This is a genomic window from Bradyrhizobium sp. (genome assembly GCF_035309285.1).
Lineage (GTDB): Bacteria > Pseudomonadota > Alphaproteobacteria > Rhizobiales > Xanthobacteraceae > Bradyrhizobium.
Map to the genome: position 1 here is coordinate 1 of NZ_DATGFH010000175.1, position 15,331 is coordinate 15,331.

Sequence of the window (15,331 nt, forward strand, 5' to 3'; positions counted from 1 at the left end):
TCACCTGCCTCGTCACCGTGCTGTTTGCGTGTCTCACCTACAGCCTCGCCTTCACGGAGGGGGGCGCCTACATCGGCGGCCTTTCGCGCGCCTTCCTGCAGGGCATGGTGAGCGACGGCAAGAACAACACCGGCACCGCGAACGGCCTGGCGCCGACGATCCCGGAAAGCGTCTACATGTGCTTCCAAATGACCTTCGCGATCATAACCCCGGCGCTGATCGCGGGCGCATTTGCGGAGCGCATGAAGTTCTCGGCGATGCTGTGGTTCATCGGGCTGTGGGCGATCTTCGTCTACGCGCCGATCGCGCACTGGGTCTGGGGGCCTGACGGCATCTTCTCCTCCGGCAACGACGCCGCCTGGGTGAAAGTGCTCGACTTCGCCGGCGGCACCGTCGTGCATATCAACGCGGGCGTCGCCGGATTGATGTGTGCCATCATGCTGGGACCGCGCAAGGACACCGGCCCCGCGCACAACATGGTGCTCACCTTCATCGGCGCCGCGCTGTTGTGGGTCGGCTGGTTCGGCTTCAACGCCGGCTCCGCCGTCACCGCCGGGATGCAGGCCGGCATGGCCATGCTGGTGACGCAGATCGCAACCGCGGTCGCGGGCTTTACCTGGATGCTGGTGGAGTGGTCGCTGAAGGGCAAGCCGACGGTGGTCGGCATCTGCTCGGGCGCGGTCGCGGGCCTTGTGGCAATCACGCCGGCGTCCGGCTTTGTCGGCCCCGTCGGCGCATTCGCGATCGGTGTGGCCGCCGGCGTCGTCTGCTACTGGGGCTGCACCGGCCTGAAGCACATGTTCTCCTATGACGACGCGCTCGACTGTTTCGGCGTGCATGCGGTCGGCGGCATCGTCGGCGCGCTGCTCACCGGCGTGTTCGCGGTGGAGCAATATGGCGGAACGGCCGGCGTGCTCGAGGGCAATGCCATGCAGTTCGTCAACCAGTGCATCGGCGTTGTCACGGTGTTCGTCTATGACGCCGTGGTCAGCCTGATCATCCTCGCGATCCTCAAGGTCTTCGTGGGCCTGCGCGTGTCGGAAGACACCGAGCGCGAAGGTCTCGATCTCGCGCTGCATGGCGAAGTCGTGCAGTGACCCAAGCGATGACCGCCTCCTGACCGCTCGTGCGCGGCGGGAGGCGGCCTCAAACGATTTGGAGGAAATCGAGCGTCCGCACCAAAGTGCCGGATGCGCCGGGCACAAGGAGAGAGCGATGACCGAGATCTTCGCACAAGGTGATCTTCTGCTCGAACGGGTGGCCGATGTCGTCCCCTCCGGGACCATCGCGGAGAATGCGGAAGGCACCGCATTGGTGCTGGCGGAAGGCGAGGAGACCGGCCACCGCCACGCGGTCTGCGAGCGCGTGAGGCTGTTCCGCGACGACAAACTCGCCGAAGATATCCCCACGGGCCTCTATATCGGCCATATCCAGGTTGCTTCGGCCTACGCGCGGGTCACCCACGACGAGCACGCGCCGATCACGCTGCCGCGCGGGACTTATCGCATCCGGCGGCAGCGCGAACTCGGACCGCGGGACGCGCGTGTCCTCCCGGATTGAGGGGGACGCGCTAACAGCAGCGCAGTCGGCGGCGCTCGACCGTTATCGCGCGCGGTGGATGGCGATCGCCCGCTCGACCGGGCCGGCCGATCGCACTGCGGCGGAAGAGGGCGTGCGGCTCGCCTATCAGGCTGCAGGCTTTGACCCGCCGGCGCGCTTCGTGTGGTGCGACAGCCCGGTCGCGATGTCGCGCCGTGCGCAGCGGATTGCGAAGGGCGATGGCCCCAATATCCGCTGGGAGCTGATCGACAGGATGCGACGGAAAACCGCCGCGCGGGTGCGGCGGCGGCTGTCGCGACGGTTGCTGTTGGAAGTGGAGCGCGCCGTCAATCCTCAGGACGGGCTGATCGCGTCGGTCGCGGAGGCGGTGACGGAGGCGGCGACGCTCGAGCCTGTCGCCTTGCTTGCACGCTACTGCCGCTCGGAGCCGTTGTCGCTGACTTCAGTCATCCTCGCTCTGCGCGGCCGGGAGGGATTTCGCTATGCAGCGGCGGGTCCGCACGATCTCGCCTGGCTGTCGGCTTATGAATATCTGCGCGGCGTGCTCGGGTTGAAGGCCGAGACCGAGGCTTTGCTCGGCCTGTGGCAAGTCGCGGCGAATGTAGGATGGCTGCAGCCACATGCAGAGACCTGCTGGCTTTCGGAGCGGCCTGAATTGCTGCGCACGGATGCCACCGATCGCCTGCATTGCGCCAGCGGCCCCGCGCTGCGTTTTGCCGATGGTTTTTCGGTGTGGGCGTGGCGCGGCGTCGAAGTGCCGCGCACCATCATCGAAGAGCCGGGCGAAATCACGCCGGCCGCGATCGACGTACAGACCAATGTGCAGGTGCGCCGCTGCATGATCGAGATCATGACGCCGCAGCGTTATATCGCCAAGGGTGGGGCGAGGAGGTTCGCCGAGGATGAAACCGGAGTTTTGTGGCGCAAGACCTGGCTCGCCTCCGATGCCTGGGCCGCAGTCGAGGTGATCAACGGCACACCGGAGGCCGACGGCACGCGCAGGCATTATTTCCTGCAAGTGCCGGCGAACTTTCGCACGGCGCGCGAGGCCGTGGCCTGGACCTATGGGATTGAGCCGGAGGCGTATGACAAGCTGGTGGTGAGGACATGAATTGTAGGGTGGGCAAAGGCGCGCAAGCGCCGTGCCCACCATCAAATGCCTCGCTCGCAATGGTGGGCACGCTTCGCTTTGCCCACCCTACGCATACTTGCTGGCTAGCTCCGGTAATAGCGCCACATGCGCAGGAAAGTCCGATGGATCACGTCGGGCGGCTGGTCGAACGGCTCGAGATTTACCCGCACCATGTTGGTGTGGTTCATGCGCCAGGGCAGGCGCATCAGGCGGCGCCAGGCCGGCTGCTTGCGCCAATCGACCACGAGCGCGCTGCCGAGCGGTGCGGCGAGCACGATCTGCAGCTCGTGTACGGTCATCGCGCGCTCGGCGATCTCGGCGAGATCGATGCGCTCGATCGCGCGCCAGCGGATCAGCCCGAAGGCCTGCAGGAAGATGCCGTATTGATTGGCGCCGATGGTCGGCCGTCCGGTCTCGAGCAGGGGAATGTTGTAATAGGTGAAAGCCGCAGCGGCCGCCGCGAGCAGAAGCCAGTAGAGCTCGCCCGCGATCCAGCTCGCCGTCACGAAAATCAGGGCAAGCGCGGCCGTAATGTAGACGGGAAAGTAGGTGTCGTCGCGGCTATAGGCGACCGAATAGCCACCGACGTTGCCTTCCTCCAAAGGTGCGATCATGATGAACCTGCCCCCCTGCAGGCATGCAAGGTACGGGCCGCGGGCAAGCGGCAGCAAAAGCGATGAGGGCGGCGAGGGCCCGTCGGTGACGAATGTTCCGCGATCCTGTTTGATAGCCTCGCTGAATTCGGGATGCCTTGCGCGCAACCGCCGCTTCGTCGGCGCGATCCGACCAATGGCCTATACGATCGAGCGAAAAATCCGGTCAAACTGGATTCGCTGTTGTCAATTCGTAACGAGGGGCCATGAGAGCGACCTGGATTTTTCTTTTCACTGTCGCCGCAGCAATAACGTACTCAGAATCGGCAATTGCGGCCGCGCCGGAGAATCTGCGCAACAAATCGTTTACGATTTCGTGGAGCGAAGAGCACAATCAGAGCCGGGATGGCGGCCCCTTCCGCGACGTTTCCGTTCCTTACACATGGACGCTTTACATCAGTTCTGTCGGCAGAGGATTTTCCCGGTTGCACATCGGCTCGGGGCGGGGAGCGGGCACCCATGAAAACGTTGGAAAGGGCGGCAAGTCGTTCGGCGGCGGCGAGCACGCCATAAAATTCACCGCGTCCGGATTTGTGAACGCAGCCAATTTCGGCGAGGCAGCCCGGCGTATCAGCGTGGAAGTAACCGGATCCGGATGCTCAGCTCAGGTCACGGTCGGCATGGCGCAAGGTGCTGCGTCCGCCAGTTTTAACCACACGGACGGACGCCACTTCGAAATCCGCTCGCTGCACGCCGGCTCCGCCACTTGCCAGGTTCAGGACGGCAACGCGTTCGCGAATTGACGGGCGAGTGGCAAAACAAAACGGGGCCGCAAGGGGCCCCGTCAGTCGGCATTGTCCCGCGATGTTACTTGATCTTGGCTTCGCGGAATTCGACGTGCTTGCGCGCCACCGGGTCATACTTCTTCTTGACCAGCTTGTCGGTCATGGTGCGCGAATTCTTCTTGGCGACGTAGTAGAAGCCAGTGTCCGCCGAGGAGACGAGCTTGACCTTGATGGTGACCGCTTTGGCCATGTTCCAGTGACCTCGATTATCTCAGGAATGAAAGGTTGGATGCCGGCCAAACCGGCCCGGATTTGGGCGGCAACCTAGCCGCAAACCGCCCAAAGTCAAGGTTTTCGGGGCGAATAGGGCCATGTTTTGGCGCTTTAACTCTCGAAGAAGCGGTTTTTCGGCCGCGGCAGGCCGAGATTCTCCCGCAGCGTCCGCCCCTCATACTCCTTCCGAAAGATCCCGCGCTTTTGCAGTTCCGGGATCACCCGGTCGACGAAATCGTCCAGCCCCTCCGGCAGATAGGGGAACATGATGTTGAAGCCGTCGCAGCCGCGGCTCATCAGCCATTCCTCCATCTGGTCGGCGATCAGTTTGGGCGGACCCATGAAGGCAAGGCCGGAGAAGGCGCCGACGCGCTGGGCGAGCTGGCGCACGGTGAGCTTGTCGCGGGCTGCGACATCGACGATCCGCTGGCGGCTGGTCTTGCTGGCGTTGCTTTCGGGGATCGGCGGGAGCTGCCCGTCCGGATCGAAGCCGGAGGCATCGGTGCCGAGCGCGATCGAGAGCGAGGCGATGCCGCTATCGTAATGCACGAGGCCGTCGAGTCTGGCGCGCTTCTCTTTCGCTTCCTCGATGCTGTCGCCGACGAACACCATGGCGCCGGGCAATATCTTGCAGTGGTCGGGGTTGCGGCCGACTTTCTCCATGCGGCCCTTGATGTCGGCGTAGAGCTTCTGGCTGTCGGGCAGTGGGCTGCCGCCGGTGAACACGGCTTCCGCGGTCTCGGCCGCGAGTTGCCTTCCGTCGTCGGAGGCGCCGGCTTGCACGATCACGGGCCAGCCCTGCACGGGGCGGGCGATATTGAGAGGGCCGCGCACCTTAAGATACTTGCCCTTGTGGTCGAGCACATGCATGCGCGCGGGATCGAAATAGAGACCTTGCTCGACGTCGCGCGGGAAGGCGTCGTCGGCGAAGGAATCCCACAGGCCCGTGACCACGTCGAAGAACTCGCGCGCCCGCTTGTAGCGCTCGGCGTGCTCCATGTGATCGTCGAGGCCGAAATTCAGCGCCGCATCGGGATTGGACGTCGTGACGATGTTCCAGCCGGCGCGGCCGCCGGAGATATGGTCGAGCGAAGCGAAGCGGCGCGCGACATGATAAGGCGCGTCAAACGTGGTCGAGCCGGTCGCGATCAAGCCAATGCGTTCGGTCGCGCCCGCAAGCGCCGAGAGCAGTGTGAACGGCTCGAACGATGTCACGGTGTGGCTGCGCTTGAGCGCATTCGTAGGCATGTTGAGCACGGCGAGATGGTCGGCCATGAAGAAGGCGTCGAATTTTCCGGCCTCGAGCTTCTGGGCCATCTGCTTGATATGCGCGAAGTTGAAGTTCGCATCCGGCCAGGCGCCGGGATAGCGCCACGCGCCGGTGTGCAGGCTGACGGGGCGCATGAACGCGCCGAGTTTGAGTTGACGTTGTGCCATGGGCCCGTTCCGAGAGGGTTGTTGTTGGGCCAAAAGATAGGCATGGCGCGCCGGGGTCGCCATCGGGCCTGCGGCAGAAGATTATTTTGTTTTTCCCCGCTCTCTCAACATCGTCATTCCGGGACGCGATAAAGTTGCGGCCCGGAATCCATAACCACAGCCGGTGGATATGGATTCCGGGCCTGCGCCTTACGGCGCATCCCGGAATGACGACGAGGGGAGGGGACGAAGTTACTGCCCCTTTGCCCTTTGATCGAACGCGCTCAGCACCGCGAGCGTCATCGCGGTGACGCCGGTCTGGATGGTCGGCTTCGGCACCGGCGCAAACAGCGGCGAATGGTTGCCGGGAAGCGGCGGGCCGCTGCCGTTGCGGGCTGCGGCGACGCGCTCGGGCTCATAGACGCCGATGTTGAAGAACATCGAGGGCACGCCGGCGTTGATGAATTCCGAATAGTCCTCGCTGGGCGTGCCCGGCGGCGTGGCGACAATCTTGTCCGCGAATGCCGCCTTCAGGACTTTTACGGCCGTGCCGACCACAGCGGGATCGTTCACGATGGCCTTGGTGCCCTCCGTGATCTGGATGTCCGGTGGGGGCGCGTCGGCCATCGCCGCAACCGCCTTCGCGGTTCGCTCGATGCCGGCGAACATCTTGGCGCGGACCTCCGGCTTGAAGCTGCGAATGGTCCCGACCAGGGTCGCGTCGTCAGGAATGATGTTCCCGGCGCTGCCACTGTGAATCGCGCCGATCGAGATCACGCCGAATTCGGTCGGATCTTTTTCGCGGCTGATCACGCTCTGCACGTCGACCACGAAGCGCGCCGCCATCATCACGGGATCGATGGTGGCCTGTGGTATCGCGCCGTGGCCGCCGCGGCCGTGGAATTTGATATAGAGGCCATCGGCATTGGAGGAGCCAATCCCGACCCGGTAGCTGATATAGCCGTAAGCGCCCGGCCCGTCGTGCAGGGCAAAGCCCACATCCGGTTTCGGAAAGCGCGTGAACAGACCATCCGCGATCATCGCCTTGGCGCCCGCAACCTCTTCTTCCGCCGGTTGTGCGATGAACATCAACGTGCCGTGCCACTGGTCCTTCAGCCCGACCAGAGTTTTCGCCGTGCCGACCCAGCTCGCCATGTGGATGTCATGGCCGCAGCTATGATCGACGAAGGTTTCCCGCCCGTGCCAGATCTGCTTGTCGTGGCTCGCATAAGCTAGCCCGGTCTTCTCTTCCATCGGCAGCGCGTCGAGCTCAGTGCGCACCATGACGGTGGGGCCGTCGCCATTTTTGTAGATCGCGACCAGCCCGGTCTTGCCGACCTTCTCGGTCACCTCGAAGCCGATCGCGCGCATCTCGGCGGCGAGTTTCGCGGCGGTCTTCTCTTCCTGGAAGCCGATCTCGGGATGGGCGTGGATATCCTTGTAAAGCGCGTCGAGCTTCGGATAGTCGCTCTCGAAGGAGGTCTCGATGCTCTGCTTCAGCTTGGCGACGTCGAGCTCCGCGTGCGCCGGCCACGCCAGCACGCTGTATAGCGCAACCGAGGCGAGAATCGGTTTTGTAACCCGCATCGCAGCCCTCCCATTGCTCAGGCGCCTTTGCCATCACCCAACGTATCGCGGTGCATTTTGCCGCTGTAGAAATGATAGAATGGCACGTCCGCGTCATGGCGCAGTGGGCCGGTCGCAAGCCGGCGCTCCAATTCGCCCAGCACATTCCTGGTCATCGGATGCAGATCGGCGAGTGGCTTGGAGCCGATCTCGACCCAGACCAGCTCGACGAGCTCGGCATCGGGATGGATCACGCCCTCGACGCGATGGGTAATTGCCGAGGCATCGGCCGTGAAGAAGCGCGTGTCAAAACGCTTGATGCGGCCGGGCGGGGTGATCGCACGCGCGATCAGAAACAGTCCGGATGGATCGGGCAACAGGCCGGCATCCGCAAATGGCTTCCACGCGCCTTCGAGATTCGGCGCGGTCCCGGCTTTGCGGCCGAGGCAGAGGCCCGTCTCCTCGCAGGCCTCGCGGATCGCCGCAATCGCAAGCGATTTTGCGCGCGCCGGATTGATCTTCGGGCTGCCCTTCAGCAGATTGTCTTCCAGCTCCCTCGGAATGGGCGCCGCCACCGGCACGCGGTGATCCGCCTTGTCGACCCGTCCGCCAGGAAAGACGAATTTGCCGGGCATGAACACCACCTTGTCGTGGCGCTTGCCGACCAGCACTTTGGGAATGGAGCCCGCGCGGTCCACGAGGATCAGCGTCGCGGCATCCTTCGGCCGGTAGTAGGGATGGTGATCGGCCTCCTTCTCTTCGGGCTTTTCCCGTCGCGTGGCCTCGGCAGTGTCGGTCATTTCCATCCCTGACTTTATTGTTATTGTTCGTGCTGCCTACACCGGCGGAATATTGTCCGGCGGATTGTCGTCGAAGCCATGCATGCGCAGCGCCCATTGGATGCCGACAACGGCGCCCTTCACCGGCTGCAGCAGCACCAGCGACAAAATCAGCGTGATCGGCAGATAGATCAAAAGCTGCAGCCAGGTCGGCGGGGAAAAATTGGTTTCGATGACGAGCGCACTCGGCACCACGATGTGGCCGACAATGACGATGACGAGATAGGCGGGCAGATCGTCGGCGCGGTGCGGGGTGAAATCCAACCCGCAGACGCTGCAATTATTGTCGACCTTCAGGAACGCGCGGAACAGCTTGCCCTCGCCGCAGCGCGGGCAGCGGCCGCGAAAGCCGCGCTTGAGGGAAAGCCACACATCGCGCTTCTTGCCGACGGCCGCGGTTTCGCGTGTCCAGACTTTCGGGGCATGGCTCATCGCTTCCATGATTTGCCTCGCTTCTTCTTGCCGGATTCCTTCTTTTCCGGCTTACGCTTCGTCTCGCGCCGGCCACCGCCGGCGTTTTCCTTTGCACGGTTTTGCTTGCGCGCGTAGCGATCACTCTTTCTGCCGCGCGGAATGAGGCCTTTCGCCCCTTCCGACAACAGTTCAAACCGCAGCGCGCCGGCGATCGGTTGAGCTTCTACCAGACGGACGTCGACGACGTCCCCCAGCCGGTGCATGGCACCGCTGCGCGAGCCGACCAGCGCGTGTCGGGTCTCATCATAATTGAAATATTCCGTGCCCAGCGAACGGATCGGCACCAGCCCGTCGGCGCCGGTGTCGTCGAGTTTCACGAACAGGCCGGCGCGGGTGACTCCGGAAATCCGGCCCTGGAACGAAGCGCCGATACGGTCGGCGAGATGGTGCGCGATCAACCGGTCGGCGGTCTCGCGCTCGGCCTTCATCGCACGCCGCTCGGTCAGCGAGATTTGGGCGGCGATCTCGCTCAGATGCTCCGTCGTCTCGCTGTCGGGCAGCGCGCCTTCGCCAAGGCCGAGCGCGCTGATCAAGGCGCGGTGCACGACGAGGTCGGCATAGCGGCGGATCGGCGAGGTGAAATGGGCGTAGCGGCGCAGATTGAGGCCGAAATGGCCGTAGTTCTCCGCCGAATATTCCGCCTGCGCCTGCGAGCGCAGCACCACCTCGTTCACCAATGACTCGTAGTCCTGCCCGGCGACCAGCGTCAGCACGCGGTTGAACAGCGAGGGCCGTAGCGCGCCGCTCTTGGCGAAGGGAATGTCGAGCGTCTTCAGGAACTCCTGCAACGCATGCACCTTCTCCAGCGTCGGCTCGTCATGCACGCGGTAGATCAGCGGCAGCGATTTCTTCTCCAGCGTCTCGGCGGCCGCAACGTTGGCCAGGATCATGAACTCCTCGATCAGCCGGTGCGCCTCGAGTCGTTCCGGCACGATGACGCGATCGACCGTGCCGTCGGCCTTCAAGAGGATTTTGCGCTCGGGCAGGTCGAGATCGAGCGGATCGCGCTCGGCGCGGGCGCGCTTGACCGCTTCATAGGCGGCATAAAGCGGCTTTATGATTCGCTCGAGCAGGGGGCCGGTGACGTCATCCGGTCTGCCGTCGATTGCGGCCTGGGCCTGGACGTAGTGCAGTTTTGCGGCCGAACGCATCAGGACGCGATGAAAGGTGTGCGAGCGCTTGCGGCCGTCCGCGCCGATCACCATCCGCACCGCGAGCGCGCCGCGTGCTTCGCCGGGCACCAGCGAGCAAAGATTGTTGGAGATGCGCTCGGGCAGCATCGGTACCACGCGGTCCGGGAAATAGACCGAGTTGCCGCGCATCAGCGCGTCGCGGTCGAGCGCGGAGTGAGGGCGCACATAGAAGGCGACGTCGGCGATCGCGACATGGACGATGAAGCCGCCGTGGTTCCTGGGATCGGGATCCGGCTCCGCGTGGACGGCGTCATCGTGATCCTTGGCGTCGGGCGGATCAATCGTGACCAGCGGCACGTCGCGCCAGTCTTCGCGGCCTTTCGAGCTGGCAGGCTCGGCTTCCTCGGATTCGCGCTGCGCCTCGCGCGAAAAGGCAAGCGGAATGTCGTGGGCGTGGATCGCAATCAGGCTGATCGCCTTTTCGCTCGAGAGCGAGCCGAGCCGCTCCTTCACCCTGCCGGAGGCGAGGCCAAACCCACGCGAACGCACGAGATCGACGCTGACGAGATCACCATCCTGCGCACCGCCGGCATCGGTTCGGGCGATGTTGAGCTCCTTGCCGGCCTGCTTCTTGTCGACGGGGACGAGCCGCCCGCCGCCATCGGGCAGCGCACGGAACACGCCGAGCACGCGGGACTTGCCGTGATCGATGATCTTGATGACGCGGCCGCGATAGGCTGCGCCTTCATCTTCGCTGCGCTCGACGCGCAACAGCGCGCGGTCGCCGACGCCGGCCATCATGCCGGGCCTTGCGTGGCGCGGAATGTGGATGCGAATACGCGGCGGCTCGCCTTGCTCGACCTCGTCCCATTCGGCGGGGGTCGCAATCAGCTCGCCATCGGCGTCGCGGGTGGTGATATCGGCGAGCAGCGTTGCGGGCAGCTCGGCGGTCTCGACGATCTTCTTGCCGTTCTTCTTGATCGTGCCCTGGTCTGCAAGGTCACGCAGAATGCGCTTGAGCTCGGCGCGGTCGGCATTCTTCAGGCCGAACTCGCGCGCGATCTCTTTGGTTCCGACCTTTCCCGGGTTACCGCGGATGAAAGCGACGATGGCGTCCCTGGTCGGAAAGCCATTGTCGGGTTTTTGCTTCACTTAGCCACGTGCCTTTCCGGCGCTCTTCTTCGCGGCCGTCTTCGCCGCCGCCGATGGCTTGGCCGCCGATGTCTTCGCGGCTGCTGCGACGGGCGCGCGCGCCTTGCTGACGGAAACCGATTTCGGCTTGGCGGCTGTCTTCTTGGCTGCCGCCTTTTTTGCTGGCTTTGGCGCATCGACATCGGATGCAGAGGCCTCGACCTTGGCCGCCTTGGAAGGCTTTGCAGCCTTCTTCGCCTTGGCCTTGCCGCCTCCCTTGTTACCTCCCCTGGCTGCGCGCTCGTCGATCAGCGCGATCGCCTCGGCCAGCATGATGGTATCCTTGTCCTTGTCACTCGGGATCGTGGCATTGACGCCGCCTGCGGTGACATAAGCACCATAGCGGCCGTTCTTCACTGCGACCGCGCCAAGGGTGGGATGATCGCCAAGTGCCTTGCCGGGATCGGCGCCGAAGCGACCGCGGCTCGGGCCCTTGGCGAGTTTTTCCGCAATCAGCGTCACCGCGCGGTTCAGGCCGATATCGAAGACCTCGTCGCCGGCTTCAAGGCTCGCATAAGTCTTGTCGTGTTTTACGAACGGCCCGAAACGGCCGATGCCTGCGGTGATCGGCAGGCCCGTCTCCGGATGCTTGCCGATCTCGCGCGGCAGCGACAACAGTTTCAGCGCACGTTCGAGCTCAAGATCCGAGGGCGAGATGCCCTTCGGAATGCCGGCGCGCTTCGGCTTCTCGTCCTCGCCATAATCCTTCTGCTCACCGAGCTGGATATAAGGACCGAAACGTCCGGCCTTGACGGTGACATCAAGGCCGGTTTCAGGATCCTGGCCGAGCACGCGGTCAGCGCTCTCGGCATTGTCGGCGGCAAGCGGACGGGTGTAGCGGCATTCCGGATAGTTGGAGCAGCCGACAAAGGCGCCGAACTTGCCGGCCTTCAGGTTGAGCCGGCCGGTGCCGCAGGTCGGGCACTGCCGCACGTCGCCGCCATCGGTGCGCGGCGGATAGATGTGCGGACCCAGCATCTCGTCGAGCGCATCTAACACCTCGGCGACGCGCAGGTCCTTGATGTCGTCGACTGCGCCGATGAAATCGCGCCAGAAATCCTGCAGCACCTGCTGCCACGAAATCTCGTTGTTCGAGATGCGATCGAGCTGCTCCTCCAGATCGGCGGTGAAATCATACTCGACATAGCGGCGGAAGAAGTTTTCCAGGAACGCGATGACGACGCGGCCCTTGTCCTCGCCATGCAGGCGCTTCTTCTCCAGCTTCACATAGCCGCGATCCTTGAGTACTTGCAGGATCGAGGCATAGGTCGAGGGACGGCCGATGCCCAGTTCCTCCATGCGCTTGACCAGCGAGGCTTCCGAGAAACGCGGCGGCGGCTCGGTGAAGTGCTGGGTGACGGCGAGGCTCTGCCGCTTCAAGGGTTCGCCTTCGCTCATGGCGGGCAGGCGGCGTGAATCCTCGTCCTCGTCGTCGTCGTGGCCTTCCTGATAGAGCGCGAGGAAACCGTCGAACTTGATGACCTGGCCGGTTGCGCGCAGTTCCAGCACGCGGGAACCGGCCTTCGCCGTGATGTCGACGGTGGTGCGCTCGAGTTCCGCCGATTCCATCTGGCTCGCGATGGCGCGCTTCCAGATCAGCTCATAGAGCCGCGCCTGGTCATGATCGAGCCGGCGCTTCATCGTGTCCGGACGGCGCGAGAGATCGGTCGGACGGATCGCCTCATGCGCTTCCTGGGCGTTCTTCTGCTTGGTCTGATACTGGCGCGGCGCGTCCGGCACGTAGGCGTTGCCGTAATCCTCGCCGATCACCTTGCGCGCCTGGGTGACTGCAGAGGGGTCGATCTGCACGCCGTCGGTCCGCATATAGGTAATGAGACCGGTGGTCTCGCCGCCGATGTCGATGCCCTCGTAGAGCCGCTGCGCGATACGCATGGTGTGCGCGGGCGCAAAGCCGAGCTTGCGGCTCGCTTCCTGCTGCAAGGTCGAGGTGGTGAAGGGCGCTTGCGGATTGCGGCGCGCGGGCCTGGCATCGACGGTCGTGACCGTGAAGCTCGCGGCCTCGACCGCCTTCCTGAAATCCTCGGCTTCGGCGCCAGAGCCGATATCGAGCCTCTGGATTTTCTTGCCGTCGGCGCCGACCAGGCGCGCTTCAAAAGCTTCGCCGCGCGGCGTGTTCAGCGTTGCGATCAGCGACCAATATTCGCGCGGAACGAATTTCTCGATCTCGAGCTCGCGGTCGCAGACAAGCCTGAGCGCCACCGACTGCACGCGTCCGGCAGAGCGGGCGCCCGGCAGCTTGCGCCAGAGCACCGGCGAGAGGGTGAAGCCAACCAGGTAATCCAGCGCCCGGCGCGCCATATAGGCGTCGACGAGGGCGCCATCGATCTGGCGCGGCTGCTTCATCGCATCCGTGATCGCTTGCTTGGTGATGGCATTGAACACCACGCGCTCGATCTTCTGATCCTTCAGCGCGCGCTTCTCTTTCAACACCTCCAGCACGTGCCAGGAGATGGCCTCGCCCTCGCGATCAGGGTCGGTGGCGAGGATCAGGCGCTGGGCTCCCTTCAGCGACTTGGCAATGTCGTTGAGGCGAGAGGCCGCCTTCGGGTCGACCTCCCAGATCATCCGAAAATTATGGTCGGGATCGACCGATCCGTTCTTGGCCGGGAGGTCCCGGACATGGCCGAACGAGGCCAAAACCTCGTAGGACGAGCCCAAATATTTGTTGATCGTCTTGGCTTTCGCCGGAGACTCCACAATAACGATATTCATGTAATTCCAGTGACTTACGGGAAGTTTTGGGGGCGTTTTGGCGAGATTCGCACTTTGCCTCTCGGGGCGAACATGGGTTCTGAGGGGGCCCGTGTCAAATGGACAGATGTTGAAGGAGGGTCCTTAGCGACCGGCTTAGTATTCGAAAGGTTGTAAAAGACGACTTCTGGTTGTGAGAAATACGGTATTATGAAACCTTTTCATCGGGCGCGCCCTTGGCGCGACCCGTTGACTCGCAATGACGGAGTGGGCCTCGGCTTCAGCGTTGTATCGCCAAACGCAAGCAGCCGGCCGTCGGACGCATGCAGTTCCAGCGGCCTCACCGGGCGGCCCTTGTCGCGGTCGACCAGGATGGTCGCGATCTCCTCGGGGTGTTCGTCAAACTCCTCGCTCCATTGTCGGAGCGCGACCAGGATCGCAAAGATGCCGCGTCCTTTCTCCGTCGGAACATATTCATGATAGGCGCTGCCGTCGGAGGCGGGCTGCATTTGAAGAATGCCGCGGTCGACCAGCGTGCGCAGCCGCACCGAGAGAATGTTCTTCGCAAGCCCCAGGCTCTTCTGGAATTCGCCGAAGCGGCGGCGGCCGAGCAGGGCGTCGCGGATGACGAGGAGCGACCACCAGTCCCCGATCGCATCGAGCGAGCGTGCGATCGGGCATTCGCAATGCGCGAGAGAGGTTCGTTTCACCATCGCGGGCCTGCTTCCTCTTGATTGGCGGGCGATCACGGCCTTGTGTGGTTGCAATATTAAACCAGAAGCTCTAGGTGGGCAATACGGTTTAATAATGCAACCAATGAACTGGATGGAGACACGGCCATGAGGCTGAAGAACAAGACGGCATTGATCACGGGTGGCAACAGCGGCATCGGCTTTGCGACGGCGAAGCTGTTCGTGGCCGAGGGCGCCAAGGTCATCATCACCGGGCGCAATCAGGCGACGCTCGAGGCGGCCGCAAAGGAATTGGGGCCGAACGCGTTGGCGGTGGTGGCCGATGCGACCGACATCGCGGCGACCGAAGCCGCGATCAAGAAGGGCGTGGAGAAATTCGGCAAGCTCGACATCGTCTTTGCCAATGCCGGCATTCCCGGCTCGACGCCGGTCGGCGGCACGACGCTCGCCGCCTTCGAGCAGGTGATCCGCACCAACATCACCGCGGTGTTCTTCACGGTGCAGGCGGCGGTCGCGCGAATGAACGACAATGGCGCGATCATCCTCAACGGCTCGGTGATCTCCGTGCTCGGCAATCCCGGCTATGCTGCCTATGCCGCGAGCAAGGCAGGCGTGCGGGCGATGGCGCGGGTGATGGCGTCAGAGCTGTCGCCGCGCGGCATCAGGGTCAACGTGGTGGCGCCGGGAGCTGCGAAGACGCCGATCTGGAACGGCGCGGCGCCGACGGCGGACGCCTTCGCGGCGCTCGAAACTCGCATCTCGAAATCAACCCCGCTCGGCAGAATGGCGGACGCCGACCATGTGGCGAAAACCGTCCTGTTCCTCGCCTCCGACGATGCGTCCCACGTGCAGAGCGCCGAAATCTTCGTCGATGGCGGCGCCACCGGCTCGCCTGCGGGCGCGCCGATCTATCGCGGCTAGCGCGGTTCCACCGAAAAGGCGAGTCCGCCCAGCATGTTGTTGGG

Annotated in this window: 14 protein-coding genes; 5 read left to right on the forward strand and 9 right to left on the reverse strand. The window is 63.9% G+C overall.

Features of this window, described 5'->3' with window-relative positions; all coding sequences use genetic code 11:
- The 3 genes from VKR55_RS31850 to VKR55_RS31860 all read left to right on the forward strand — a co-directional run.
- On the forward strand, nt 1–1,097 hold a 1,097-nt coding region (locus tag VKR55_RS31850; protein ID WP_324409372.1), incomplete at its 5' end, for an ammonium transporter.
- A gap of 118 nt (nt 1,098–1,215) precedes the next feature.
- A complete protein-coding gene (locus VKR55_RS31855) occupies nt 1,216–1,560 on the forward strand; it encodes a hypothetical protein (protein ID WP_324409373.1) in 345 nt (114 codons plus the stop codon).
- Complete coding sequence (locus VKR55_RS31860) at nt 1,544–2,671, forward strand: DUF6745 domain-containing protein (RefSeq protein WP_324409374.1); 1,128 nt, start codon at nt 1,544–1,546, stop codon at nt 2,669–2,671. The genes VKR55_RS31855 and VKR55_RS31860 overlap by 17 nt, the downstream gene beginning before the upstream one ends.
- Before the next feature lie 104 nt (nt 2,672–2,775).
- On the opposite strand, the gene VKR55_RS31865 is transcribed toward VKR55_RS31860, so the two are convergent.
- Nucleotides 2,776–3,306 (reverse strand): hypothetical protein, encoded by a 531-nt coding sequence (locus VKR55_RS31865; protein WP_324409375.1) that lies wholly within the window; start codon nt 3,304–3,306, stop codon nt 2,776–2,778.
- Nucleotides 3,307–3,551: 245 nt separating this feature from the next.
- Here VKR55_RS31865 and VKR55_RS31870 point away from each other — a divergent pair, with 245 nt between their 5' ends.
- Nucleotides 3,552–4,088, forward strand: a complete 537-nt coding sequence (locus VKR55_RS31870) for a hypothetical protein (protein ID WP_324409376.1) — start codon at nt 3,552–3,554, stop codon at nt 4,086–4,088.
- Between the two features lie 64 nt (nt 4,089–4,152).
- On the opposite strand, the gene rpmG is transcribed toward VKR55_RS31870, so the two are convergent.
- From rpmG to VKR55_RS31910, 8 genes are all read right to left on the reverse strand, one after another.
- Complete coding sequence (gene rpmG / locus VKR55_RS31875) at nt 4,153–4,320, reverse strand: 50S ribosomal protein L33 (protein WP_007603295.1); 168 nt, start codon at nt 4,318–4,320, stop codon at nt 4,153–4,155.
- A 134-nt stretch (nt 4,321–4,454) separates the two neighbouring features.
- Complete coding sequence (locus VKR55_RS31880) at nt 4,455–5,780, reverse strand: LLM class flavin-dependent oxidoreductase (RefSeq protein ID WP_324409377.1); 1,326 nt, start codon at nt 5,778–5,780, stop codon at nt 4,455–4,457.
- Between the two features lie 231 nt (nt 5,781–6,011).
- Complete coding sequence (locus tag VKR55_RS31885) at nt 6,012–7,346, reverse strand: amidohydrolase (protein ID WP_324409378.1); 1,335 nt, start codon at nt 7,344–7,346, stop codon at nt 6,012–6,014.
- A gap of 17 nt (nt 7,347–7,363) precedes the next feature.
- On the reverse strand, nt 7,364–8,125 hold the full coding sequence (locus VKR55_RS31890) for an NUDIX hydrolase (RefSeq protein ID WP_324409379.1): 762 nt from the start codon (nt 8,123–8,125) through the stop codon (nt 7,364–7,366).
- 36 nt (nt 8,126–8,161) lie between these two features.
- Nucleotides 8,162–8,605 (reverse strand): DUF983 domain-containing protein, encoded by a 444-nt coding sequence (locus VKR55_RS31895; RefSeq protein ID WP_324409380.1) that lies wholly within the window; start codon nt 8,603–8,605, stop codon nt 8,162–8,164.
- Nucleotides 8,593–10,923 (reverse strand): ribonuclease R, encoded by a 2,331-nt coding sequence (rnr, locus tag VKR55_RS31900; RefSeq protein WP_324409381.1) that lies wholly within the window; start codon nt 10,921–10,923, stop codon nt 8,593–8,595. The genes VKR55_RS31895 and rnr overlap by 13 nt, the downstream gene beginning before the upstream one ends.
- A complete protein-coding gene (topA, locus tag VKR55_RS31905) occupies nt 10,924–13,695 on the reverse strand; it encodes a type I DNA topoisomerase (protein ID WP_324409382.1) in 2,772 nt (923 codons plus the stop codon).
- A 200-nt stretch (nt 13,696–13,895) separates the two neighbouring features.
- Nucleotides 13,896–14,387 (reverse strand): winged helix-turn-helix transcriptional regulator, encoded by a 492-nt coding sequence (locus VKR55_RS31910; RefSeq protein ID WP_324409383.1) that lies wholly within the window; start codon nt 14,385–14,387, stop codon nt 13,896–13,898.
- A 126-nt stretch (nt 14,388–14,513) separates the two neighbouring features.
- Here VKR55_RS31910 and VKR55_RS31915 point away from each other — a divergent pair, with 126 nt between their 5' ends.
- On the forward strand, nt 14,514–15,287 hold the full coding sequence (locus VKR55_RS31915) for an SDR family NAD(P)-dependent oxidoreductase (protein WP_324409384.1): 774 nt from the start codon (nt 14,514–14,516) through the stop codon (nt 15,285–15,287).
- The last annotated feature ends 44 nt before the right edge of the window (nt 15,288–15,331 follow it).

Excerpts from the sequence above, each read along its gene's own strand:
- VKR55_RS31890 (WP_324409379.1), bottom strand. The coding sequence starts at position 8,125 with ATGACCGACACTGCCGAGGCCACGCGACGGGAAAAGCCCGAAGAGAAG.
- VKR55_RS31895 (WP_324409380.1), bottom strand. The coding sequence starts at position 8,605 with ATGGAAGCGATGAGCCATGCCCCGAAAGTCTGGACACGCGAAACCGCG.
- VKR55_RS31910 (WP_324409383.1), bottom strand. The coding sequence starts at position 14,387 with ATGGTGAAACGAACCTCTCTCGCGCATTGCGAATGCCCGATCGCACGC.
- VKR55_RS31870 (WP_324409376.1), top strand. The coding sequence starts at position 3,552 with ATGAGAGCGACCTGGATTTTTCTTTTCACTGTCGCCGCAGCAATAACG.
- VKR55_RS31885 (WP_324409378.1), bottom strand. The coding sequence starts at position 7,346 with ATGCGGGTTACAAAACCGATTCTCGCCTCGGTTGCGCTATACAGCGTG.
- VKR55_RS31915 (WP_324409384.1), top strand. The coding sequence starts at position 14,514 with ATGAGGCTGAAGAACAAGACGGCATTGATCACGGGTGGCAACAGCGGC.
- topA (WP_324409382.1), bottom strand. The coding sequence starts at position 13,695 with ATGAATATCGTTATTGTGGAGTCTCCGGCGAAAGCCAAGACGATCAAC.
- VKR55_RS31880 (WP_324409377.1), bottom strand. The coding sequence starts at position 5,780 with ATGGCACAACGTCAACTCAAACTCGGCGCGTTCATGCGCCCCGTCAGC.
- VKR55_RS31855 (WP_324409373.1), top strand. The coding sequence starts at position 1,216 with ATGACCGAGATCTTCGCACAAGGTGATCTTCTGCTCGAACGGGTGGCC.
- rpmG (WP_007603295.1), bottom strand. The coding sequence starts at position 4,320 with ATGGCCAAAGCGGTCACCATCAAGGTCAAGCTCGTCTCCTCGGCGGAC.
- VKR55_RS31865 (WP_324409375.1), bottom strand. The coding sequence starts at position 3,306 with ATGATCGCACCTTTGGAGGAAGGCAACGTCGGTGGCTATTCGGTCGCC.